Here is a 21,676-nt window from a genome sequence, read left to right as displayed (position 1 = left end):
ATACTATTGATACTAGATTGCCAGACAGGTCTCGATTAAAATGAAGAGTATTACTAAATGCATCAGTTATAAATAATAAATATCCATTAGATGCATAGTTAAATGTCTCTAAAACCTGCCCACTAAAAGCGCCCTTAACAACCTCGAGCTTACCCGAAGAGTTAAACACCAGCACTTTCTGCCCATTATAAAATAAGTAAGTTCCATTTGGAGAAGTGTTCAGTTTTTTTTGAATTACTGTTCCATCAGAAGAAAAAATTCTACCCGACAAAGAATCATAAAAATAAAACTCACTTGGAAGCCACCCTCCGAGTCCAAAAGCTTTGGCATCGAAGTGGTACAAATCGTATATATAAGGAAATTCAAAACTTCCGGAAGGAGAATGCTCCATAACCTTTAAGATAAATCGCTGAGAAACCGCCTGCGCAGAAGTAGGGCCCGTGCCGTTCCAGATATAGCTATAGTTTTGGTTCGGCAGATTATTCTGATATGACTGTGAATCAACCAAGTTACCATTCTTGAATAACTTAAGATCAAAACTCTGAATGTAATCACGAGGTGTATCCCCAGAAACCTGGAAATTAATCTGGAAATCTCTTTGAAAACCGCTTTGATAAGAAGATACATAATTTAAAGTTCGAGAACTTCCCAAAATTGGAACCTTCTCAAGTAAAGTCTGGTTTTCAACATACAAGACTGAACCTTTTTTTTGAACAGAACATATGTTCGGCTTACTTTGCGTGTTACTCGGGTTTGAACACATCAATAAATCCGTAAACCCAAATCCTCCGTCTTGAACATTTGTCGTCCCATCGTTATAGGAGGCGACTGTCCTTACATCACAAAAAATATCAAACTTTGAATATCCGTCCGCAAATTTTGTAACGAGTCGAAATGTCCCAGTTGAACAAACACTAATTAACTCTCCCGGTCCTGAATTTGGAGGAGGCGTATAATAGTTGCAGTAAGTCGCCTCATTGCAACGATTTGAAAAGTCTTTGATATACTGTGCTACCTGCTCTTCGCAACTTTGAGCAAATAAGTTTTCTGCGAAGAAAATAGAGAATAGAAAAAATAAATACATAATTTTATGGTTAGATTTCATCATCGACTCCAACCATAAAAAAATAAACTTTTATGTATTTACTGTCTACTTGAGCGATTATTAATTAGTCGTTGGCCCGGTTTTTACTTCTTCCGCCCGAAAAACCCGCCGCCGCCTTCAGGTGTGACTTTCAAACCGCGAGCTTTCGCGATGTCTCGCAAAAGTTTCTCTTCGTCTTTATTAAGTTTGTCTGGGAATTGGACGTTGATATGGAAATAAATATCGCCACGACGATTGCCGCGCAGTGAAGGCAAACCTTCTCCCGCAAGCTTCACATTGTCCGCAGGATGTGCGCCTTTTGGAATTTCCAAAGTGGCTTTGCCTGTGACTGTTGGCACTTCGATCTCTGCACCTAAAAGCATTTGTACATATGGCACCGAAAGTTCTGCGAAGAGATCTTCTCCACGACGCTCAAAGTGCGTGTGAGGTTTCACGCGAATTTCGACGTAAAGATCCCCTGGAGGACCTCCCATGTAACCGCCTTCACCTTCTGTTGCGACTCTTAAGCGTGTGCCTGTATCAACACCTGCTGGGATGTTAAGACGGATCTTGCGATGCTCGCTGACACGTCCTTTGCCTTTACAGGATTTGCATGGATTTTTGATTTGAGTTCCTTGCCCATGACATTGTGGACACGTTGATGCCATTGCAAAGAAACCTTGAGAACGCACGACTTGGCCCGAGCCTCCGCACATCGTACAAGTTACAACTTGCGAACCTTTTTCTGCGCCCGTTCCTTTGCAGTCGTCACAGTTTTTTTCTGTATCGAATTCGATTTCTTTTTCAAGACCTGTGATGACTTCTTTTAAAGATACTTCTGTCACATAACGAAGATCGGAACCACGGCGTGGTTCATTGCGATTGCGGCGTTGTCTTTGTTGACCGCCCATACCGCCGCCAAAAAAGTCTCCGAAAATATCACCGAAGTGAGAGAAAATATCTTCCACATCTTGGAAGCCCGCTCCGCCACCACCGCGACCCGTGAAAGCATCGTGACCGAAACGATCGTATTGCGCGCGTTTTTGTGGATCACTCAAAACTTCGTAAGCTCCAGCGGCTTCTTTGAACTTTTCTTCGGCTTCCTTGTTCCCCGGATTTTTATCCGGATGAAATTGCATGGCCAATTTGCGATACGCTTTTTTGATCGCATCTTGTTCTGCATCTTTGGATACACCTAAAATTTCGTAGTAGTCTCTTTGAGCCATAATCTTCCGTAAGTCATTGAATGGACGAGTGCAATTCAAAATATGGTGACGACGGAGTATCCGTCAATGCTTCCTTGGAAATTTTAGTGATTCTCGAGTTGGACGCAATGCTTCTATTTGGATTTAGGAGCGTTTTTCATGGAGTTGATTTTGTCTTGGAGGCGTTTGATGAGCCCCGGCTCCTGATTGTTTCGAATCATATCTTGAAGAAGAGACTCCGCTAACTCAAGATGACCTGAATCCGAATACAGACGCCCAGCAAGAGAATAAAGCCAAGGAGGTGCACCATTTTGCGCAGCCCGTACTAAAAGCTCTGCGGCCCTTTTCTTGTCTTTAACCTCATAAAGATAATGATATGCAGCTCGATAGAGAATCGCCCAATCGTTTGGAAAGGCAGCAACACCTTTATCAAAGATCTTGGTGGCACCATCTATATCTGAAATTATGATTGTTAGCGCCAATGCCCCAGCAGCATATGGCATACGAAAGTTAGGAGAAAGAGTCGTCACAGCATCAAGCATTTTAAAAAGCCATGACTCATTTTTACAAACATTCTCCGCTATTTTTTGTTCACAGTAGTCAAAATCTTGAAGAGTACGAATCCAAAGCGCATCCGCGATCGATTCATGAAATCCAAAACTAAATCTTTCAATAAGAGGCGGAGGAGCTACAAAATTAGTGGGCCGAAAACTATTCCCATCGACGTGGGACTGAGATGTTGCAAGCAGCACTAAAGCAAGAATCCCAAGCAAAATGCTTGGGACTCTTTTTCTTACTATATAATAAAATCTGATACTATTGAGTACCATCATTGGTATTTACTAAGTTTTTAGTTTCGTTGATAGACCATCTGTCGATAGCACCGTTGGTACTATTTCTAATACGACCCGATGCAATCGCCGTGAATGCATTCGTAGTTGGATTGCCTACTCCAGTAAGAGTACCGTTGTTATTCAATCCATCCGCCAACTGCGTACATCTAGTATTATTCGCAGCGCAGTACGCATTTGTATTTGTTTGAACAGCGGCCGGACATGGTGCCGTATACCCATATGATGCTCTCACTGTTGCACAGTTCACGCCTTCAGCCGTAAAGCCCACGTTGTAACGCAACTGTCCTTCTGGAAGAAAACCAAAAACTTGAAAACCTCCAGTATATGTATTGTATTCCGCAATAAATGACTTTTCAGCAGTATACAACGAAGACAAGTTCGTTTTCGCCTCGGACTGACGAGCTTTCGCCATATATTTATTGATTGATGGAATCGCAATCGACGCCAACACCCCAATGATCGCCACAACGACCATCAACTCAACGAGCGAGAAACCGCGCTGAGATTTTCTAGATGAAAAAGACATTAAAGACCTCCATGGTTCTTTTTTTCTGTTTACCCACATAAGTGTGTCAAAATTAAATCGTGAATGCAAGAGAGTGCTGGAAATATGAACCCAAACTATTCCCCATTCACGTACTACGAACACACTTGGGTTTATATTCTATTCTCGACTTTTCTACAGCTTTTCTCAAGAGCCTAGACTTGCCAAAGACGAAAGAGTGCTCATTTTGAGTCATAAGGTAGAATAAAAGCATATGGGTGATAATAACAATAATAACAACAGCAACTATCCATTCTCGAATCCAGAGGGAGAAGCGGGCGTCCAGATCGTCCCAAAACTAGACACACCGAAGATGTACAAGGTGATTCTACTGAACGACGACTACACTCCGATGGATTTCGTGGTCCTTGTATTGCGTCGATTTTTTGCAAAAACAGAAGAGCAAGCAACACAAGTTATGTTAGATGTACATAAGAAGGGTGCAGGTGTCGCCGGGGTCTACAGTCTTGAGATTGCCGAGATGAAAGTGATGCAAGTCAACCAGTTCGCGCAACTCAATCAGTATCCCCTGAAAAGTACACTGGAGGAGGAAACATGATGAGCCGTGAACTTGAGCGCAAGCTCGCAGAAGCGACGGAACTAGCCAAGCGCCACCATCATGAGTTTGTGACGCTAGAACATATACTCTTAGTCCTCACCGAGTCTCCGGTGATGGTTGAGATTCTGGAAGCCTGCGCAGTCAATGTGCAGAAACTTCGCCAGGATCTGCGCGACCATTTAAAAGTGGGCATTCCTCAAATCACCGATGATCAACTTTCTTCCTATGGAGGGTTTGAGTCGTGGACGCCAGAGTTCACTCTCGCCTGCCATCGATTGATTCAGCGTGCTGCCATTCAAATGAAAAGTGCGGGACGCAATCAGATCAGCGAAGGAAGTTTGTTGGTTTCGTTATTTTATGAACAAGATTCTCACGCGACATTTGCATTGGCGCGACAAGGTCTTACTCAATTTGATATCATTAATTACATTTCTCACGGAATTACGAAGGACGGAAAAGAACACGACATTCCTCCAGCAGCCTCCCCTCGCCCTAGCGAGTATCAGGGAGAAGGCTACGAAGAAGGTCGCGGCTCCCCTCTTGAAAGTTTCTGTGTGAACTTGAACGACAAAGCAAAACAAGGAAAATTAGATCCACTTATTGGGCGAGAAGATGTTCTTGATAGAACTATCCAGGTTCTTTGCCGTCGTACGAAAAACAATCCTTTGCTGATTGGTGAGCCCGGTGTTGGCAAAACAGCCATCGCCGAGGGACTTGCGCAAAAAATCGTGCAAGGAAATGTTCCTGAAAAATTAAAAAATGCCGTGATCTACTCTTTGGATTTAGGGGGCTTGCTTGCCGGTACTAAATTCCGTGGAGATTTCGAAGGACGCCTTAAAGCTGTTGTCAAAGACATCGCAAAACGTCCCGGCGCTATTCTTTTTATCGATGAGATTCACACCATTGTCGGAGCCGGAGCCACCAGTGGTGGCTCTATGGATGCTTCCAATCTTTTGAAACCAGCTCTTGCGAGTGGTGACATTAGCTGCATCGGTTCAACAACTCACAGTGAATACCGTCAGTATTTTGAAAAAGACCGCGCTCTCAATCGCCGCTTTCAAAAAATTGATGTCAACGAACCTTCAAAAGAAGATTGCGTAAAAATCCTAAAAGGTCTGCGCAAATCTTATGAAGAGTTCCATGAAGTGAAATTCACTGACGAAGCTTTACGCTCGGCTGTGGAACTTTCGCAAAAACATATTCACGGAAAACTTCTTCCGGATAAAGCCATCGACGTTTTGGACGAAGCAGGAGCTCACTTCCGTTTGAAATATGAAAATGCGGAAGATATTAAAATTGATTCTCCAGAAATCGAAGAAGTCATTGCAAAAATGACGGGTCTACCGATTGCAAGTATTTCTTCGACTGAAAAAACACAGCTTAAAGATTTGGATAAGAAACTAAAAGCTCTTATCTTCGGTCAAGATGAAGCCATTGACCGCCTCGTTGCCAACATTAAGTTTGCACGAAGTGGTTTAGGTCGTCCTAACAAACCAATCGGAAGCTTCCTCTTCACCGGCCCTACGGGGGTCGGTAAAACAGAAGTTTGCCGTCAGCTTGCTCAGATCATGGGTGTTCATTTTGAACGCTTTGATATGAGTGAGTACATGGAAAAACATGCCGTCGCTCGCTTAGTCGGAGCACCTCCGGGATACGTGGGTTACGAAGAAGGTGGTTTGCTCACTGAGGCCGTAACCAAACATCCTTACAGTGTTCTTTTGCTGGATGAGATTGAAAAAGCCCATCCTGATGTGACAAATGTTTTGTTGCAAGTCATGGATGCCGGTCGCCTCACCGACAGCAACGGACGTGTGGCTGATTTCAAAAATGTCATTCTTGTGATGACGTCTAACGCCGGAGCCTTAGAAACTTCGCGTGGTACGATCAGCATGGTGGAAGAAAACCGCAGTTCGCTTTCTATGGATGCGATCAAAAAAGCTTTCTCTCCAGAGTTTATCAACCGTTTGGATGCCGTCGTTTCTTTCCGCGATTTGTCGGAAGATATGGTGCTCAAAATCACTCAGAAATTTGTGGATGAGCTTAAGATGGTTCTTCTTGAGAAAAAAGTGGAACTCAATGTTTCTCAAGATGTAATTAAGTGGCTAATGAAAAAAGGCTACGACAAAGTTTACGGAGCGCGCCCATTGGCTCGCTGTGTGGATGAGCATCTGAAAAAAGCTCTGGTCGACGAACTTCTTTTTGGACGCCTTGTCGACGGTGGACGTGTCAATGTGGAACTGGAAAAAGATATTCTCAAGTTCCATTTTAGCACCACCCCTAACGGCACTGGTCAAAAGAATCAAAAACAACCCGTCACGACGTGATGTGATAGCATTGACATTCCTTTTAGAGTTATCATTATTAATGAGGACTCTAAAAGGAGTGGTCTTAAATGGCATTTTTAAAACGTATTGGCTTATTCATCTTAACTAACGTTCTTGTGATCGTTACCATCGGTATCGTCTGGTCTTTGGTGAGCCGATTCCTAGGTCTTGCAGGCCTTAACTCTTACATTCCGTTCCTCATGGCCTTCTGCTTGGTTTGGGGTATGGGTGGTGCATTCATCTCTTTGTTGATGTCAAAGTGGATGGCGAAAATGTTCCATGGCGTAAAAGTTATTGAACCTAACAATCCAAATCCGGAGCTTCGTGCTCTTGTGATGAAAGTTCATGAACTTGCTCGTCGTGCGCAAATTTCTAAAATGCCTGAAGTTGGTATTTACGAATCTGTGGACATCAACGCGTTCGCAACAGGTCCTACTAAAAATAAATCCCTTGTGGCTGTTTCAACAGGACTTTTGCAGAGAATGAACGACAAAGAAGTCGAAGGCGTTTTGGCCCATGAAGTGGCCCATATCGCTAATGGTGACATGGTTACAATGACTTTGATCCAAGGTATTGTGAATGCGTTTGCGATGTTCTTCTCTCGTATCTTGGCAAACCTTGTGGCTTCCAACGTGGACGAAAAATTCCGCGAAATCGTGCGCTTTGCCGTTACGATCCTAGGCGATATCGCGTTTACATTGCTCGGCTCTATCGTTGTGAACTACTTCTCACGTCGTCGTGAATTCCGTGCTGACGCTGGCGGAGCTAAGTACTCTTCTCGTGAAAACATGGTTGCGGCTCTTCAGAAGCTTAAATCAGTTTACGATTTGCCAATTCCTCCGGAGGAAGGTCAAACAGCGACTTTGATGATCTCCAACCGTGACAAAGGTGGTATTGCGAAATTATTCATGACGCACCCACCGCTTGAAGTGCGCATCAAAGCTCTACAAACGGGCCGTCTGTAAACCTCAAAGGTTGTTCTTTACTTCAAAAGGGCGTAGCCTAGACAGGCTATGCCTCGAATAATTATCGCTCTTTCTTTTTTCTCAGTTTTGATGGGTTGTACAACAACCTCTCGTCTTGATACGCGCATTGATAAGCGCTTAACACCGCCTATTCCGAATTTCTTAAGTAAATGGAAAACGGCTCCCCTTTCAGATCTTGAAAAACTCGAAGTTGGAGCTAAGGAAGACAATATTCGCTGGTGGAAAACTTATACTATCGCATTGGCGAAAAAAGAAAAAGCTCCGACAGAATCCTGCGAAGGCTTTAAAAGTCTTTCCACAGAGCATGATTTCCCTTTGCACGATCTGGCTCTTTTGCGCGCTTATGAAGTTTGTTCTGAAAAAGAAAAACTTGCCGAACTTCCAGGTAACGTGGCTCCTTGGTATCGCGACCTCTATGTTGATATTAAATTGAAAGAGGCTTTGGAAACTGAAGATTTGCGTGATGATCTTACGGCTTATCTTGAAAAGGCCCGCCTTGAAAGCAACAAGAAAAACAAAGAGGAGCTTTATCTTAAAGCACTTCTCACGGCGCAAAAGTTGGAACTTAAAGACGATGTTCTGCAAATCCAAGCTCAGCTCTATAAAAATTCTCCACGTTTAAATCCGCTGCCAACTTTCCGCGAACTGAGTTCCGTGGCGTCGGATTATCGTTTTCATCGTGAATTTGATAGTGCCCTTAAAACTTATAAGAAAATCTTAAGTTCTAAAGAAGCGTCCACTGATGACAGCTTCCAGGCGTTGAAAAACATTCGTCAGACTCACAAAGTAGCTCAACATCGCAGCGACTACATCAATGCGACGGCGGATCTTGTGAATTGGGCAAAAAAACAATTCCAGAAAAATAAAAAAGACCGCAGAGCGGTCGCTCGTTATCATGATGCTCAAGTTCTTTTTGCTAAAACTTTGTGGACGGAAGATCAAACTTCACAAGCGGTGAAAGTTCTTAACGAGACTCACCGTCTATTGCGTGGCCTTTACCCTATGGATGAAGTTTATTTTATCTTAGGTCGCATCGAGGAAGAAAAAGGCAACTTCACAAAAGCTCTTGAATACTTTGAAGCTAGTTACCAACAACCCGTCAGTCTTCCTGGTCTTCGTGATAAAATCGCGTGGTTGAAATCTTGGAACTACTACAAATTGGAAAAATGGGAAGATGCACGCAACAGCTTCCAACAAATGAAAGAACTTGTAAAAGATCCTGCCGACAAAGCCCGCGCTCGTTTCTGGTTGGCTCGTTCATTTGAGAAGCTCAATCAAAACGCAGAAGCTACGGCGGAACTTCAATCTCTTATCAAAGAAGATCCGCTGGGTTATTACGGTGTTATTGCCGTTCGCGAACAAAAGCAAAGCTTCCCGCCTTTGAAAATTGATCACAAGGAACTTGAAGGGCTAAGTCTTTTAGGTGTGGGCGAACTTGATGCTCAAACACGTCTGACAACAGAGTGGCTTATTGCTATCAACGAAAAACCTTTTGCAGAAAAAGTTCTTAACAGTGCCGCTGAAGATCTAAGAAAACGCAATGTCACTTCGGAAGACACATGGCTTGCGATGTCGTCTGGTTATGCGCGCACAGGATTGTACCTGCCGCTCTTCTCAACGATCGGTGCTTTACAACCAGAAGTGAAAGACAGATTGCTGAACGACCATCCGGATCTTTTATTCCCACAAGCTTTTGGTGATGTGATCGCCAATGCTTCTGAAAAAAGTGGTGTTCCTCAAGAGTTTATTTTCTCGATCATTCGCCAAGAATCTGCATTCAATCCCGAAGCAAGAAGTCCCGTGGACGCTTTTGGTTTGATGCAACTTCTGCCAAGTGTGGCAAAACAGTTAGCGAAGCAAAACTCTTTGGAATACAGCGAAGCTTTGGATTTGTTTAAGCCTGAAATCAATATTCCTTTGGGCGCATTTGAGCTGAAAACGTTGATGAAGAAGTACAACAACCAATTCATCCTCGCCGTTTCAGGCTACAATGCCAACGACAGCGCCATTCGTGGATGGTTGAAAACTCGTTACCGAGTTGATTCTGTCGAATTTATCGAAGAAGTTCCTTATGAGGAAACTCGCGCTTACATCAAACTTGTAATGAGAAACTATGTCTTCTATCAAAGACTTCTGAATACGGAGAAAAGCACTCCATTCCCTGAAGAGCTTCTCGCTTTGAAAAATTAGTTATTCTAAGATCACAGTATGCAACTTTTCATACCCCACTCGCGCCATTTCTTTTCGGCGCGAGTTAGGAAGCGTCTTTTGGAAACGCCTCATCCCAGTTCACCTTACTTCCCTTCAATCTCGGCTCTAGTCTGCCTGGATGTCAAACCGACCTTTTGGGCCGCAAGAGCATTGTGAGTGCGACAAAGAACTCTAAGATTATTAATTTCATTTGTACCACCTAAAGCAACAGGATGAACGTGATCTACTTCAAGCAAATACTTTGACGAACATCTTTTTCCCGTATCGGGGTTCCGATACTCACAGCAATGATCAGCTTTATTTAAAAGGAAACGTTTAGTATATATTGAAATATACTTTCGTCGAACAGGGACGGTTCCGCACGAGTTTGAATTCGCGACGACATCCCTCGCAGCGATGACAATCTGAGTTGAGTTGGTTTGCTCGTCAACTTTCTTAGATTTTTCTTTCAGATTATTAGCTCTTCCTTTTAGCTTTTGCTGATTAAATTTCTTTGCCAGCGTTGAAATCACTTCCGCCCAAGACCCATCGGGGCAGATATGAGAAAGTAAATTCTTAGCTTTTTCTAGTTCACGAAATTGTTCCTCTGTGAGAGTGACTTCAAGACGAATTGAGTCATCAGACTGAGGTTTGATTTTCTCATGAGATTGCACTGGAAGATTCATTTCCAATGCCAAAGTCTTTTGCGTTTCAAAAGAATTTTTGTTCTCTAATTTCTGTAAAACGTCGATTGCTTTTTCAACAGAAACGCTTTTGCCACTCTTTGTATTTTCTTTGATGCATTTCTGAACTTGCGTCAACTGAGTAAGGTTGATACTTCCGTCTTCAATCTTTTCTGAGATAGATGGCACTTTTTTTAGCAAGCGAGCAGATTGCAAACGACGATATGCAGACCCTTCCGAATAGCCAAGGCCACGAGTAAGATATGAGTACATTCCATCGTATCCCATTTCTGCATAGATCTTACGACTCTCAATTTCAGCAATATGAAGTAAAACCAGGTGAGTGATTTTTCTTTCTGTACGAACCAATTTTTCCATTCTCAAAACCAAATCGTCATTTGACAGCTCTTTTAAATCAATCATCACAGCCTCCGTTAAGAGAACTTATATCATGAATTTTTCGTTGATATTTTTGGAGTTTTTCAGAGGGAAAAGCGAGTTTGGAGTTATCACAGAAATAATACCTAAAACACGCTAATAGCTTCACTATGAAGAAATAAATTCCGACTGGAGAAGCTTCGAGAATTGCAGGTGATCATATCGCACATAAAGAAATAGGAAGTACGAAATACCCAACAAGAGAAATTTTATTACAAAATTAATTCAACGCGAAGCGCCCTCGTAGGGATGTCTAAGAAATGTAGAAGTAATTTTAACGATTGCAGAAAGTATCATCGGTGAGCCCTGCGCTGACTGATGAATACTCAGAGAACGTGACGTAGTCGATGTTCGTCATATCCACCACATCCCCGCCACTTGAAAATCGAAGCTTTAGTGAATCTGCGCTTAGCTCACTGAGGTCATAGCGCTTTTCAACGGGAGTCCCTAGAACCACACCGTTGACTTCAGTCACATTGACAACCAGCTCATTCCCCGTTGTGCTTTCAACATCCGTCACTGGCACTGTCCAAGTTCCTTTTAAAGAACATTTTGTTCCCGTATTTGGTGCTGTCGTCCACAAGGCCTCTGATTGCTCAAAATCACCGTTCGCTTTTAAATCAACACGAGCGTAACTGAACTCACCCGTTTGCAAACTCTCACTTTGAGCGTGATAACTAAAGTCTTCACTTAGACTTCCTAGGTCCAAAGATCCCGTCCCGCTTTTCTGACCGCAGGCCGCTACAACAACAACGCTAAAAGAAATGATGATAAACTTTTTCATATTCATCTCTTCGGAACTAGGCCCTCCTGCTTTAAGGTGAGAGCCTTTATCGATTTCATTCTCATTATCCGCCTGCAAATCTCATTTTGATACAGGACTAAGGGCCTCCGAGTTCGTGAAAAACAAGAAAGACTATTATGAAACATCTCCTAAACACCGATAAGAGAAGGTGTTGAAAAGGGGAATTCATGTTTTCTCGCAAAGTGTGGGTTGCAGCAGCTTGTGTCGGTTTGGTTTTCTTTGGCGGTTTAGGGATTTATCTCTATTCAACAGAATCGTCATCCCCTTCACGTACTCAGAGTTCCAGTAAAAAAGATAGCAACCGTCTTTTTGAAAACTCTTTCATCACATCAAAAACAGACAAAGTCGAAGATGAGCCGAGCGCCCTCTTCAACGACCCTGCTATCAGCCAAGCTTGGGGTTTGAAAAAATCCGACGCCGCTCGCGCATGGTCTGTGACGAAAGGCAGCCGTGATATCGTTGTTGCCGTGATCGACACTGGTATTGATGTGAAGCACGAAGACTTAGCTGGAAATCTTTGGAGAAATCCTGGCGAGACAGGAAAAGATGCTCAAGGCCGCGACAAGGCGACTAACGGTATCGATGACGATGGCAATGGATTTGTCGATGACGTCTATGGTTGGAACTTTGTTAGCAACAATCCTAAACTCGACGACAACCACGGACATGGAACTCATATCGCAGGTATCATCGGCTCTGAAGCTGGAAACGGAAAAGGTATTACAGGTATCGCTCCAGAAGTCAGCTTGATGATCCTTAAGTATTACGATCCGAAAGTTCCGGGCACAGACAATCTTAAGAATACCGTGGCCGCTATTCGTTACGCCGTAAGAATGGGTGCTAACATCATCAACTATTCCGGTGGCGGAACAGAGTTCTCTCAAGAAGAGCACGATGCAATCGCGGAAGCCCAGAAAAAAGGAATTCTTTTTGTTGCAGCCGCTGGAAATGAAAGATCGAACTCAGACCAACATCACTACTACCCGGCTGATTACAAACTTAGCAATATTATTTCTGTCACGGCGATTGATCCGTCTATTCAAGTTTTGGCTTCATCTAACTACGGCGTTGAAACAGTAGATATCGCAGCTCCAGGACAAAACATCTTGTCCTGCCTTCCTGCGAACTCTTACGGTTATATGACGGGAACTTCGCAAGCGACAGCTTTCGTAACAGGTGCTGCGGCTCTGGTGATGGCTCATAAACAGTCTTTTAAAGCTGAAGACGTGAAAAAGTACATCTTGGCTACAGGTGATGCGCAAACGCAGCTTGCTTCAAAAACCCGAACGTCTCGTCAGTTGAATCTCTATAAAGCTCTCACGATTCTGGATCAAGGTGTGTCGTCCTCTGGCGGCGTAGCTCTAAATCCACAAAATTTAAAGTTCACAGTAGATCCGAATGACACCAATTCAAAACCGACAATCGACGACGGTGTTGATCCTACGGCTAAAGAGATGAGCCACTTCGGTAAATCTTTGATTGATGCTATCGGCACGAAGCCTCGTCCGACAAAACTAGGTACAAAACAAGGATCGGAAGGGTTTTAAACCCTACAAATCTAGAAAATCTTTAATAGCAGCCTTAACATATTCTTGAAGACCCTCGGGAATTTCACCGAGGTCTTTTTTAAAAAGACTGATATCCCAAGCCAGAATCTGATCCACAAGAGCTTCACTTTCTTTCTGCAAACCGCAAGTTCCTTTCGGAACTCTTACGCGTATAGGAAAAGTATCTTCCTCAAAGACATTCGTAGTTAAAGGAATAACCAATGCCGATCCCAAACCCGCTTCACAAAATACTGACGGCTGTATACATAGACACGGACGCTGTTTGCCGGGCTTGGTTCCAACTCGTGGCTCTAAATCCACAACGTAAATATGCCAACGTTCAGGAATGATCATGGGAGCTTCTTAAATCTATCTTTGGTCTGAAAGTCTTTAAGGACATCGAGACCAGATCTGCCGACAATCATAGCTGCTCTTTGCCAGCGCTGAATTTTCTCAGTTCGTTTTACATCATGCTCTAATAGAGTTAATGCAGCTCGGACCACGTCGATCTTTGTCTTCGCGCCCGTCTTCTTTTTTAACTCTTCAATTCGCTTATCATCATCCAGCTGAATCATAAGTGGCTTGCCCATAAAAAAAAGCTCCTTATATATTCATAAGTATATCAGGAAATATATCAAATGAAAATAAGGAGGCAATTAATTGATTTCATTGGATTTAATGCAGGCGTCATGCCTAATTTGGGAATTAATATAAGCTATTTTGAGAGCTTATATTGTCCGAAAACAGGAAGGGCTCTAAACCCTTCCCTTTTCAAACTCTTCTAGTAGCGCTTCCACAATACTGGGAAATTCATTCTGTCTTCACTAAAAGAAGTCAGCAAAAGATCTCCGTTCATATTTTTGGAGTGCACTCCGTATTTTGCAGGAAAAACATTTGTGAACAAGGGCTTCCCGGACTGACGAGTGTCGACGATGTGAGCTCGGCCCTCTACACTGGTCATCACTGCCACATAAGGCCCTTCAAGCATATAAATTCTTGGCGCTACCATAAGAAGTTGGTTGGTTTTTCGATCAAAAAGCTGCATTTGATCTGGAGTTGGTTTTTTAGTGTAAAACTCATCAGAGACACCCGCCAGTTTTTCCCCTGAAGCTACAAGATTTAGCTGCCCATTCTTATATTGATAGAATTGAACATTGTTCTGTTGAAAGCACCCGATATAGTCAATGGCTCCACCACCCCAGCAAGCCATCTTCAACACTTTATCTAAAACCACTTCAAATTTTTCATTCACTCGATAGACATTCGATTCGCGAGCGTTGGTTGTCACAAACAAATCGCCGTCTTTTCCCGTGTAGGTCAACCACTCTCCGTCTTTTGTGGGTAAAATAGCCGTCACACCAGAAGCACGGTTCAAAAGAACTTTTTGCGATGTCGCCTTATCTACATAACCAAAAACTTTTTCATTAGAAAAAAAGTAGCTTTGGTTCTGCATAGAGATCGCGACAAACTTCAAATACGCGACGTCAAAAAGCTGACTGCCTTCCTCTAGAAAACTGTCTGCCACCATTTTCCATTTTGCGCCGGGCAGTGTTTGCAGAAGATTCAAAGACAAAGTCGCCTCAGAAAGTTCCCATACTTGCGTTCCCCGTCCCTCTGACTGAGAAACCAAGCGCCCTTCTGTCGTCATCATAAATTTATCTGAAGCTTGAAGGGAGGCCGTTAAAATATTTCGCGCGCCGGTTTTCAAACTTACGACTTCGACTCCTGCCGCAGAACCAACTAACGCCACGGGAGAGTTCTTAAAGGCTGTTAGAACTTTTCCACCCAGAGAAACTTCAAGTCCCGTAGCGCGGTCAAATAAACGCCATTGGTCTTTTTCTAAAATCCATTTATCAAAGTACGGTTCCATGTTGAAGGAAGTCATTGCCATCAAAGCCAGATTTCCTCCCAAAGCCCATTGCTCTTCTTTTGAAGCCATGGCCGAGGAGTTCATATTGATTTGATTTTTAATAAGATGCTTCAGAGTGATCTCTGCACCTTCAATACTTCCCAGTGTCTCGTTTCCTTTGGTTTCAATCAGCCCCACTACTTCTGCAGGAAACTCAAGTGTGCCACCCAAAATATAACTCGTTCGTTTTGCAATCTCCGTATCAACAGTATTGGAACTTGTCGCATCCCAAGCCGCTGTGCCAAAGGAGCAATTCTGTTTTTGGCAAAGACTTTTACCCTTACTCAAAACCTGAATACGCTCTTGAACTTTTCCGGCAAAAAATTTCTTCTGGGAAAGAATCCAACTTTCTTTTCCCGCGCTCCAGCGAGAGGTTACGGACTCACGAGGGTCTGAAACATACTGATCATTCTTCCAGTTCCAAATCATAGCTTTTAAAGGCCAAGATGCACCTTCAAGGACAAGGACTTCCTGATCGGCATACTTATTCGGAGAATTTGCTGGTTGAAAATCCAAAGAAGCCAAGCTGCCGATTTTTCCCTTGATACGCGAATCACGGGAAGGAGTGCTCCAATCTTCCCATCCCACTGTTCCTGGTTTGCAATCAATCTTTTGACACTTTGTGAAACCTTCTTCCACAATTCCAACGCGCGCACGGAACTGCTCTAAAATATCTTTATATAAATAGTCACGAATCGCATCAGCACCACCGGAAAATCCTAATTTCTCAAAAAGTGCGATGGTAAAATCTTTTTGCGATTTAAAAGAAAACTGTTCTAAAGAATATCCCGGCATTTCGGTTGCTGGCTTTAAAGTCATTCCGGAAGAAGTCTTTACCGCCCAACGGAAACGCAGCAATCCACCCTCTTTATTCTTTGGATAATCAGCAAAAAGCATCGAGTCCATCAAAGAGCGAACTTTGCGCGGTACCGTGGAATTCAAAGTCAAAAATGGAACGCCACTGTCTTCACCCAACCAGTGAACTAGCTGCGTGTGACCTGAGTTATCACGCAAACTCAAATGATAAGCACCCGACAATAAAGCTTCACGATTTAAAGCTACGGGAAATGAATCGTCCCATAAAGTGTGCGTGTAAGTCATATCTAATAGATAATTCAAAGCCGCGAGGAAACGACGATCTTTATGCCACTCACTTGCCGTAGGAAGTCTTGACCACTCTGAACGAACTGTTTCATTGGACATCAAAACATTGGAGCCTCCCAGACGAGCCGCCGCCGGAAGTCCATTGATACGCGCAAAAATCCAACGAAGGGAATACGCCACGTCAGCACAATCGGTCGCAATGTTATAACGAACGAAGAACTCCGAATCGACTTCTGTTTCAATCCACTTCGCGTAACGCTGTTCCCATTCTGCAGACCAAGCTGCTTTTGTCGGCCACAAATTCCCAGAAGCCATAAGAGGCTCGAAGGTCAGAGAGGACATCACGGCTCCCTGCGATTTAAAAAGCTGCGCTTGATTTTGAGCTTGTTCTTTTGTCGCAAAAGTTTTGCGTGAAGTAACTTCAGGCCATCCGTCAGAACTTGGATGGACAACTTCAACCACCCAACGGCTTTCTTCCGAACGAACAACAACTTTTGAAGTAGCAAATGCAGCGGAAGCGGAAAAACAGGACAGAATTAAGAAGGCGCGTGACCAGGTCAACATTCTTGAGATCCTTTGCTGATGTAATTGCTAAAAATCACATCACGACCTCAAAGCGCGTGTCAAAGCACAAAGATAACTATTCTCTTATTCTATTCAGTATTCTGAGCGATCAATCGATAAAGTCGGAGAGGCTGATCTTTCCGCGAATCATCACAATCAAACCCGCCGACATAAAGGCCAAAGCCACGCCGACACCGATCAAATTGCGATGCCCAAGGTTGATCATTCCAAGAAGGATCATGAAGGCGCTCACACCAAAAGGTCCCCAGTAAAGATACTTTTGCCATTTTGGACGAACTGGTGCTTCTTTAGAAGCTGTTGGTTTTTGCGAAAGCCCCACCATCATCAAGCTGTTGATTCGGGCGATCATTTGATCACACTGCGGATCTCCACCTTGAGCGGCTTTTAATTCTTCATACTTCAATGTCGCAAAACGAAGAGCGTCCAATTCATGACAAGCTCGGATGAACTCGTCATGAAGACTTTCGTTTTCAAAGTTCTCCACCAAGTTCTTCCATTTGCGCACAAGGCTTGGCTGAGCTTTAAGACTTGGATCTTTTGGCAATCCTTCCAAACGTTCAAAAAGAACGTGGCAAGAATAACATTCTTTCGCACGACGACCGTTCAAAGCGCCGCACTTAGGGCACGACTTCATTTCTTGCGTTCCCGGCTCTGGCGACGCCTCTTGATGCTGAGCATCAGCAGTAATCGCAGTAGCGACCGGATTTTCACTCACCACCGGAACATGGAAGCACAAAACATTTTGAGGGTCTGTCGGAGGATATTCGAAACTGAATCGACTCTCACATGAGATGCACTGAAACAACGGAGTTTCAGAGTGAATATCATCACTCGCAACTTCGTACAGCTTAGCGCATGAGGGGCATCGAATTTTCATTTTCGTCGTTAAATTCACAGTGGACTCACTCACTCTTTGTGTTACTAATACCATGATGAAGAGATCGATTCAATTTTTCAAGCATAAAGCCTACGATTTTCGTTGGGCGATCCTCTCAGGCATTTTGGTCGGAACAAGCTACATCCCTTTTCCTCCTTGGGCACTGATCTTCTGCTACACGCCACTTTGGCTCTACGCCACCGAGGAAAGCCGCTCGGTGAAAGATTCTTTTTGGGCAGCTTGGATTACACAGTTCGTTCTGAGCATCATCGGTTTTCACTGGATTGCTTACACAGCGCACGAGTTCGGGCAGATCCCGTGGTCCACGTCTGTCGTGGCTTTGCTGCTTTTTTGTGCGTTCATGCATCTCTACATCCCGGTCGCCGTGGCTCTGGGAACGTGGTTGCGAATTCGTTTCTCTTTAAGTGCGGGGAAAAGTCTTTTTGTCATCGCCCTCTTACAATCTCTGTTAGAAAGAGTGTGGCCCGTCATCTTTGATTGGAATTTGGGCTACACCCTGTTCTGGGCGAAAATTCCCACTTACAGCTTGGCCGACATCGTTGGTTTCTTGGGACTTTCCACCATCGTTTTGCTTTTCAACGCTTGGATGGGATACATCTGGCTTAAACAAAATTACGTTAAAAAAGCTCTGAGCCAATTAAGTCTGCTCACCCTTACTTTTGCTGCATTAGTAGGCATTGGCTACTGGCACGGTCAAAAGTGGAACCACTTTGACAAAGAGTTCCGCGCCACTGTTGTTCAAGCCAATATCGGAAATCTAGAAAAGATTTACGCCGAAAAAGGCCGAGGCTATCAGGAAGCTATCACGGTTAAGTTTTTGGACATGACTCGGGAGGCTGCACAAAAATTCCCGCAAACGGATATTTTCATTTGGCCGGAAACAGCGTTCCCTGATTATTTAGATCAACATCTTTTGGGCCGTAAGCACACTCAACTTCTTGCAGAGGGCTTAGCTCCCCTTGGAAAACCGTTGATCACGGGCGCTTACTCGAAGGATGAAAAAACCGACGAGAATGTGGATCACTCCACGTACAATGCGCTTTTCTTGGTTGATGCCAATGCCAACAACTTGGACAAGCCTTACCGCAAAACAGAACTTCTCGCTTTCGGGGAATATCTTCCGTTGAGTGAACGCTTCCCTATTTTGCTAAAACTTCTGCCTTTCGTATCCAACTTCGGACGCGGACAAGGTCCTGATGTGATGGCTTGGAACTTTCAGGGTGAGACCATTCATTGGGGCGGTCAGATTTGTTACGAGGGACTTTATCCCGAGTTTACAAGAGGCCTTGCTAAAAAAGGTTCCGATGTCCTGGTCAATGTGACGAACGACTCGTGGTTTGGCCGACCTTCCGAGCCACAACAACACTTATATATGACACTTGCCCGCGCCATCGAAGTGCGTCGCCCCTTGGTGCGCTCAACTAACACCGGAATTAGCACAGCGGTCCTGGCTAACGGTGATGTTCTACAAAAATCGCCTCTTCACAAAGAGTGGAGCGGTCAGTTTGTGATAAAGTATCTTAAAAATGCGCCAACCACTTTTTATGTGCAATGGGGACACTGGGACTGGGTCTTAATCATCATTGCTTTACTTGCGCTGATAACTACAGGAGCTCTTCATGCAAGATCTCGTCGTTCTTGATTGGGTTGAAATTTTAGAAAAGATTCGCTCCCACTCCACAAGTGAGGTGGGGCGCGAAACGGTGATGCTGACAAAACCTCTTGCTTCGGCAGAAGAGGCTTATGCCAGTTTTGAAGAAATCGCTCATGCCACAGAAGTTTTGAATCAAGGCATCCGTCCTTTCATGCAAAGTTTGGATCTGTATTCAACGTGGATCACCCGTCTTAAGAAAAATGCGGTTCTTAAAAATCTTGAAATCAAAGATGTGCGCAGCTTCTGCTTAGAGACTTTGGCTTTAAAAGAAGCTTTAACCCCTGTCGAAAATGATTGGGCACAAAGAATCGCGGCAAGCCTTATGAAGGCTGACGAACCTCTTTCGGCTATTGATCAAATCCTGACGCCGAATGGAGAAATTCGCGCCGATGCCAGTGAAACTCTTTTCCGTCTGTACCGTGAAAAAGAACGTCTGGCCCGCGAAGTGCAAAGCACTTTAGACCGTTTGGTTAAAGATCATCAAATGGAGAACGTTCTTCAAGATAAGTACGTCACCACTCGTGACGGTCGTTGGGTTCTTCCTGTTCGCAGTGGAATGCAACACCACTTGCCGGGTGTGATCCATGGGTCTTCGCAAACAAAACAAACCGTCTTTATGGAGCCGGAAAAAGTTATTCCGACCAACAATCGTCTGCGCCAAATCGAAGTCGAGATTGAAGATGAAATCGAAAGACTTTTGACCGAACTTTCTCGCTATCTTTCCTCCCAAGCGACAGAGATCGAAAGCAGTCGCGTCCTCCTGGAAGAATGCGATGTGCGTTTTTCTCAAGCGCAGTTTGCATCGCAAGTAAATGCTCACCCGATTCAGTTTTCTAAAGAAAGTTTAGAATTGATCGAAGTGCGCCACCCTCTTTTGCAACTTTCTGGCAAGCCTGTTGTTTCCAACTCCGTTCTTTTGGAAGGTAAAAAAAGTATTTTACTTCTGAGTGGTCCCAATGCCGGTGGTAAAACTGTTTTACTTAAGTCCATTGGGCTTGCCGCTCAAATGGCGCGCTGTGGACTTCCGATCTGTGCCAGTGAGACTTCAAAAATTCCATTCTTTAAAGATATTCTTATTGGCATTGGTGATGCGCAAAGTGTGGATGAAGAACTCAGTACTTTTGCCGCTCACTTAAAAATCTTAAGCCGAGCCGCTTCGTTAAAAAATCGCGACAACTTGATCTTGATTGACGAGATCTGCGGATCCACGGATCCGGAAGAAGGAAGTGCTCTAGGACGAAGCTTTATTGAAGCCTTCTCTAGCAACGATGTCTTTGCTGTGATCACCTCTCACTTAGGGCCATTGAAGTCCGGATGGGATGAAGAAAGCCGCGTTCTTAACGGAAGTCTTGAGTACGATCCAAAGACCGGCCGCCCGACATATCAATTTATCGCCGGTATTCCCGGAGATTCTTTGGCCATTCAAACAGCAAAACGCGTCGGCGTTTCTCAAGCCATCGTGCAAAGAGCTTTGGATGTCTTAGCTCCGGCGACACGGGCTCGCCTTGAAGGTTTGGAACAGATCGAACAGTTAAAGAGTGATATTTCTATTCTGCAAGAACACCTTCGTAAAGAAACGAACAGTGCTCTTGCGATGAAAAAGAAATATGAAGGACTGCTTGAGCAATTCAACAAAGACAAAGACGAATGGTTGCAGCGCACGGTGAAAAAAGCCGAACGCAAAGTTGAAGAAGCCATTGCGCAAGCCAAAGTAGCTGAAACTTTCAAACGCCACACCGCTTTACAAGAGATCAAATACAAATTGCCTGAAATTGTGAAAGCAAAACCGATCACTCAACCAGGGGCTCCTGAAAATGCGGAAGAGTTTGCAAAACGATTCCCAACTGGATCGAAAGTCTTCGTTGCGTCTTTGAATCAAGACGGAATCGTGCAAAGTACGCCAAACTCCAAAGGTGAAGTTCTAGTTTTGTCTGGATCTGTGAGATTGCAACTGCATTGGCAAGAACTAAGACCTCCAGGAAAACCGCAAAATCCGACGTCACAACTTGTGCGCCAAGGATCTTCATTCTCGGTGGCATTGGCCGATGACGATCGCACTTTGGATTTACGTGGTAAAACGGTGGAAGAAGCTTTGTCAGAATTGGAAATGGCTTTAGATAAGGCAGCGCAGTCTCGTGAAGATCGCATGAAGATCATTCACGGACATGGAACGGAAGCTCTTAAAAAAGCAGTTCGCACTTATCTTTCCCGTTCCATTTATGTAAAAAAATGGAAAGCCGGATCCCCTGAAGGTGGCGGAGACGGAATTACGTGGGTGGAAATCGGCGAAGCCTAGTAGGAGTTCCT

16 protein-coding genes are annotated in these 21,676 nt (G+C 44.1%); 7 read left to right on the top strand and 9 right to left on the bottom strand.

What is annotated here, in order from left to right; all coding sequences use genetic code 11:
- Positions 1 to 1,188 precede the first annotated feature (1,188 nt).
- The 3 genes from dnaJ to ACL934_RS06530 all read right to left on the bottom strand — a co-directional run bounded on the left by dnaJ (position 1,189) and on the right by ACL934_RS06530 (position 3,669).
- Positions 1,189 to 2,313 (bottom strand): molecular chaperone DnaJ, encoded by a 1,125-nt coding sequence (dnaJ, locus tag ACL934_RS06540; RefSeq protein WP_374080447.1) that lies wholly within the window; start codon positions 2,311 to 2,313, stop codon positions 1,189 to 1,191.
- A 110-nt stretch (positions 2,314 to 2,423) separates the two neighbouring features.
- The gene (locus tag ACL934_RS06535; RefSeq protein WP_374079017.1) at positions 2,424 to 3,122 is read right to left on the bottom strand and encodes a tetratricopeptide repeat protein; all 699 of its coding nucleotides are present in this window, start codon (positions 3,120 to 3,122) and stop codon (positions 2,424 to 2,426) included.
- Entirely contained in the window at positions 3,106 to 3,669 is a 564-nt protein-coding gene (locus ACL934_RS06530; RefSeq protein ID WP_374079014.1) for a type IV pilin protein, read from the bottom strand. Before ACL934_RS06530 ends, ACL934_RS06535 begins: the two co-directional genes overlap by 17 nt.
- A 232-nt stretch (positions 3,670 to 3,901) precedes the next feature.
- On the opposite strand from ACL934_RS06530, the gene clpS reads away from it, so the two are divergent.
- The 4 genes from clpS (at position 3,902) to ACL934_RS06510 (ending at position 9,746) form a co-directional block, all read left to right on the top strand.
- Positions 3,902 to 4,246, top strand: a complete 345-nt coding sequence (gene clpS, locus ACL934_RS06525; RefSeq protein WP_374079012.1) for an ATP-dependent Clp protease adapter ClpS — start codon at positions 3,902 to 3,904, stop codon at positions 4,244 to 4,246.
- Positions 4,243 to 6,570: an ATP-dependent Clp protease ATP-binding subunit ClpA gene (gene clpA, locus ACL934_RS06520; protein ID WP_413613224.1), complete on the top strand. Its 2,328-nt coding sequence runs from the start codon at positions 4,243 to 4,245 to the stop codon at positions 6,568 to 6,570. Before clpS ends, clpA begins: the two co-directional genes overlap by 4 nt.
- 68 nt (positions 6,571 to 6,638) lie before the next feature.
- Positions 6,639 to 7,535, top strand: coding sequence for a protease HtpX (htpX, locus tag ACL934_RS06515; protein ID WP_374079009.1), 897 nt, complete (start codon positions 6,639 to 6,641; stop codon positions 7,533 to 7,535).
- A 48-nt stretch (positions 7,536 to 7,583) separates the two neighbouring features.
- On the top strand, positions 7,584 to 9,746 hold the full coding sequence (locus tag ACL934_RS06510) for a tetratricopeptide repeat protein (protein WP_374079006.1): 2,163 nt from the start codon (positions 7,584 to 7,586) through the stop codon (positions 9,744 to 9,746).
- A 104-nt stretch (positions 9,747 to 9,850) separates the two neighbouring features.
- Here ACL934_RS06510 and ACL934_RS06505 read toward each other — a convergent pair whose 3' ends face one another.
- Positions 9,851 to 10,852 carry an HNH endonuclease gene (locus tag ACL934_RS06505; RefSeq protein WP_374079002.1) on the bottom strand — a complete coding sequence of 334 codons (1,002 nt, stop codon included), beginning with the start codon at positions 10,850 to 10,852 and terminating at the stop codon, positions 9,851 to 9,853.
- Between the two features lie 289 nt (positions 10,853 to 11,141).
- Entirely contained in the window at positions 11,142 to 11,651 is a 510-nt protein-coding gene (locus tag ACL934_RS06500; protein WP_374078999.1) for a hypothetical protein, read from the bottom strand.
- 188 nt (positions 11,652 to 11,839) lie between these two features.
- Between ACL934_RS06500 and ACL934_RS06495 the strand changes: the two genes are divergently transcribed.
- Positions 11,840 to 13,219: a S8 family peptidase gene (locus tag ACL934_RS06495; RefSeq protein WP_374078997.1), complete on the top strand. Its 1,380-nt coding sequence runs from the start codon at positions 11,840 to 11,842 to the stop codon at positions 13,217 to 13,219.
- Between the two features lie 3 nt (positions 13,220 to 13,222).
- Here ACL934_RS06495 and ACL934_RS06490 read toward each other — a convergent pair whose 3' ends face one another.
- From ACL934_RS06490 to ACL934_RS06475, 4 genes are all read right to left on the bottom strand, one after another.
- Positions 13,223 to 13,573, bottom strand: a complete 351-nt coding sequence (locus tag ACL934_RS06490; protein ID WP_374078995.1) for a type II toxin-antitoxin system PemK/MazF family toxin — start codon at positions 13,571 to 13,573, stop codon at positions 13,223 to 13,225.
- The gene (locus ACL934_RS06485) at positions 13,570 to 13,809 is read right to left on the bottom strand and encodes a hypothetical protein (protein WP_374078993.1); all 240 of its coding nucleotides are present in this window, start codon (positions 13,807 to 13,809) and stop codon (positions 13,570 to 13,572) included. The genes ACL934_RS06490 and ACL934_RS06485 overlap by 4 nt, the downstream gene beginning before the upstream one ends.
- Before the next feature lie 191 nt (positions 13,810 to 14,000).
- Positions 14,001 to 16,796, bottom strand: a complete 2,796-nt coding sequence (locus ACL934_RS06480) for a hypothetical protein (RefSeq protein ID WP_374078991.1) — start codon at positions 16,794 to 16,796, stop codon at positions 14,001 to 14,003.
- 109 nt (positions 16,797 to 16,905) lie between these two features.
- On the bottom strand, positions 16,906 to 17,748 hold the full coding sequence (locus ACL934_RS06475) for a hypothetical protein (RefSeq protein WP_374078988.1): 843 nt from the start codon (positions 17,746 to 17,748) through the stop codon (positions 16,906 to 16,908).
- Here ACL934_RS06475 and lnt point away from each other — a divergent pair.
- Positions 17,747 to 19,357, top strand: coding sequence for an apolipoprotein N-acyltransferase (gene lnt, locus ACL934_RS06470; RefSeq protein WP_374078986.1), 1,611 nt, complete (start codon positions 17,747 to 17,749; stop codon positions 19,355 to 19,357). The two genes, ACL934_RS06475 and lnt, sit on opposite strands and share 2 nt — an antisense overlap.
- A complete protein-coding gene (locus tag ACL934_RS06465) occupies positions 19,335 to 21,665 on the top strand; it encodes an endonuclease MutS2 (protein WP_374078984.1) in 2,331 nt (776 codons plus the stop codon). The genes lnt and ACL934_RS06465 overlap by 23 nt, the downstream gene beginning before the upstream one ends.
- The last annotated feature ends 11 nt before the right edge of the window (positions 21,666 to 21,676 follow it).

This window comes from Bdellovibrio sp. HCB-110 (assembly GCF_047323225.1).
Classification (GTDB): domain Bacteria; phylum Bdellovibrionota; class Bdellovibrionia; order Bdellovibrionales; family Bdellovibrionaceae; genus Bdellovibrio.
The sequence above is the reverse complement of the archived record's forward strand: the minus strand, read 5'-3'. Positions and strand labels throughout refer to the sequence as shown.

What these genes read in the sequence shown, in the direction of transcription:
- ACL934_RS06535 (WP_374079017.1), bottom strand. Translation starts at nt 3,122, where the DNA reads ATGATGGTACTCAATAGTATCAGATTTTATTATATAGTAAGAAAAAGA.
- ACL934_RS06530 (WP_374079014.1), bottom strand. Translation starts at nt 3,669, where the DNA reads ATGTCTTTTTCATCTAGAAAATCTCAGCGCGGTTTCTCGCTCGTTGAG.
- clpS (WP_374079012.1), top strand. Translation starts at nt 3,902, where the DNA reads ATGGGTGATAATAACAATAATAACAACAGCAACTATCCATTCTCGAAT.
- clpA (WP_413613224.1), top strand. Translation starts at nt 4,243, where the DNA reads ATGATGAGCCGTGAACTTGAGCGCAAGCTCGCAGAAGCGACGGAACTA.
- htpX (WP_374079009.1), top strand. Translation starts at nt 6,639, where the DNA reads ATGGCATTTTTAAAACGTATTGGCTTATTCATCTTAACTAACGTTCTT.
- ACL934_RS06510 (WP_374079006.1), top strand. Translation starts at nt 7,584, where the DNA reads ATGCCTCGAATAATTATCGCTCTTTCTTTTTTCTCAGTTTTGATGGGT.
- ACL934_RS06505 (WP_374079002.1), bottom strand. Translation starts at nt 10,852, where the DNA reads ATGATTGATTTAAAAGAGCTGTCAAATGACGATTTGGTTTTGAGAATG.
- ACL934_RS06500 (WP_374078999.1), bottom strand. Translation starts at nt 11,651, where the DNA reads ATGAAAAAGTTTATCATCATTTCTTTTAGCGTTGTTGTTGTAGCGGCC.
- ACL934_RS06495 (WP_374078997.1), top strand. Translation starts at nt 11,840, where the DNA reads ATGTTTTCTCGCAAAGTGTGGGTTGCAGCAGCTTGTGTCGGTTTGGTT.
- ACL934_RS06490 (WP_374078995.1), bottom strand. Translation starts at nt 13,573, where the DNA reads ATGATCATTCCTGAACGTTGGCATATTTACGTTGTGGATTTAGAGCCA.
- ACL934_RS06485 (WP_374078993.1), bottom strand. Translation starts at nt 13,809, where the DNA reads ATGGGCAAGCCACTTATGATTCAGCTGGATGATGATAAGCGAATTGAA.
- ACL934_RS06480 (WP_374078991.1), bottom strand. Translation starts at nt 16,796, where the DNA reads ATGTTGACCTGGTCACGCGCCTTCTTAATTCTGTCCTGTTTTTCCGCT.
- lnt (WP_374078986.1), top strand. Translation starts at nt 17,747, where the DNA reads ATGATGAAGAGATCGATTCAATTTTTCAAGCATAAAGCCTACGATTTT.
- ACL934_RS06475 (WP_374078988.1), bottom strand. Translation starts at nt 17,748, where the DNA reads ATGGTATTAGTAACACAAAGAGTGAGTGAGTCCACTGTGAATTTAACG.
- ACL934_RS06465 (WP_374078984.1), top strand. Translation starts at nt 19,335, where the DNA reads ATGCAAGATCTCGTCGTTCTTGATTGGGTTGAAATTTTAGAAAAGATT.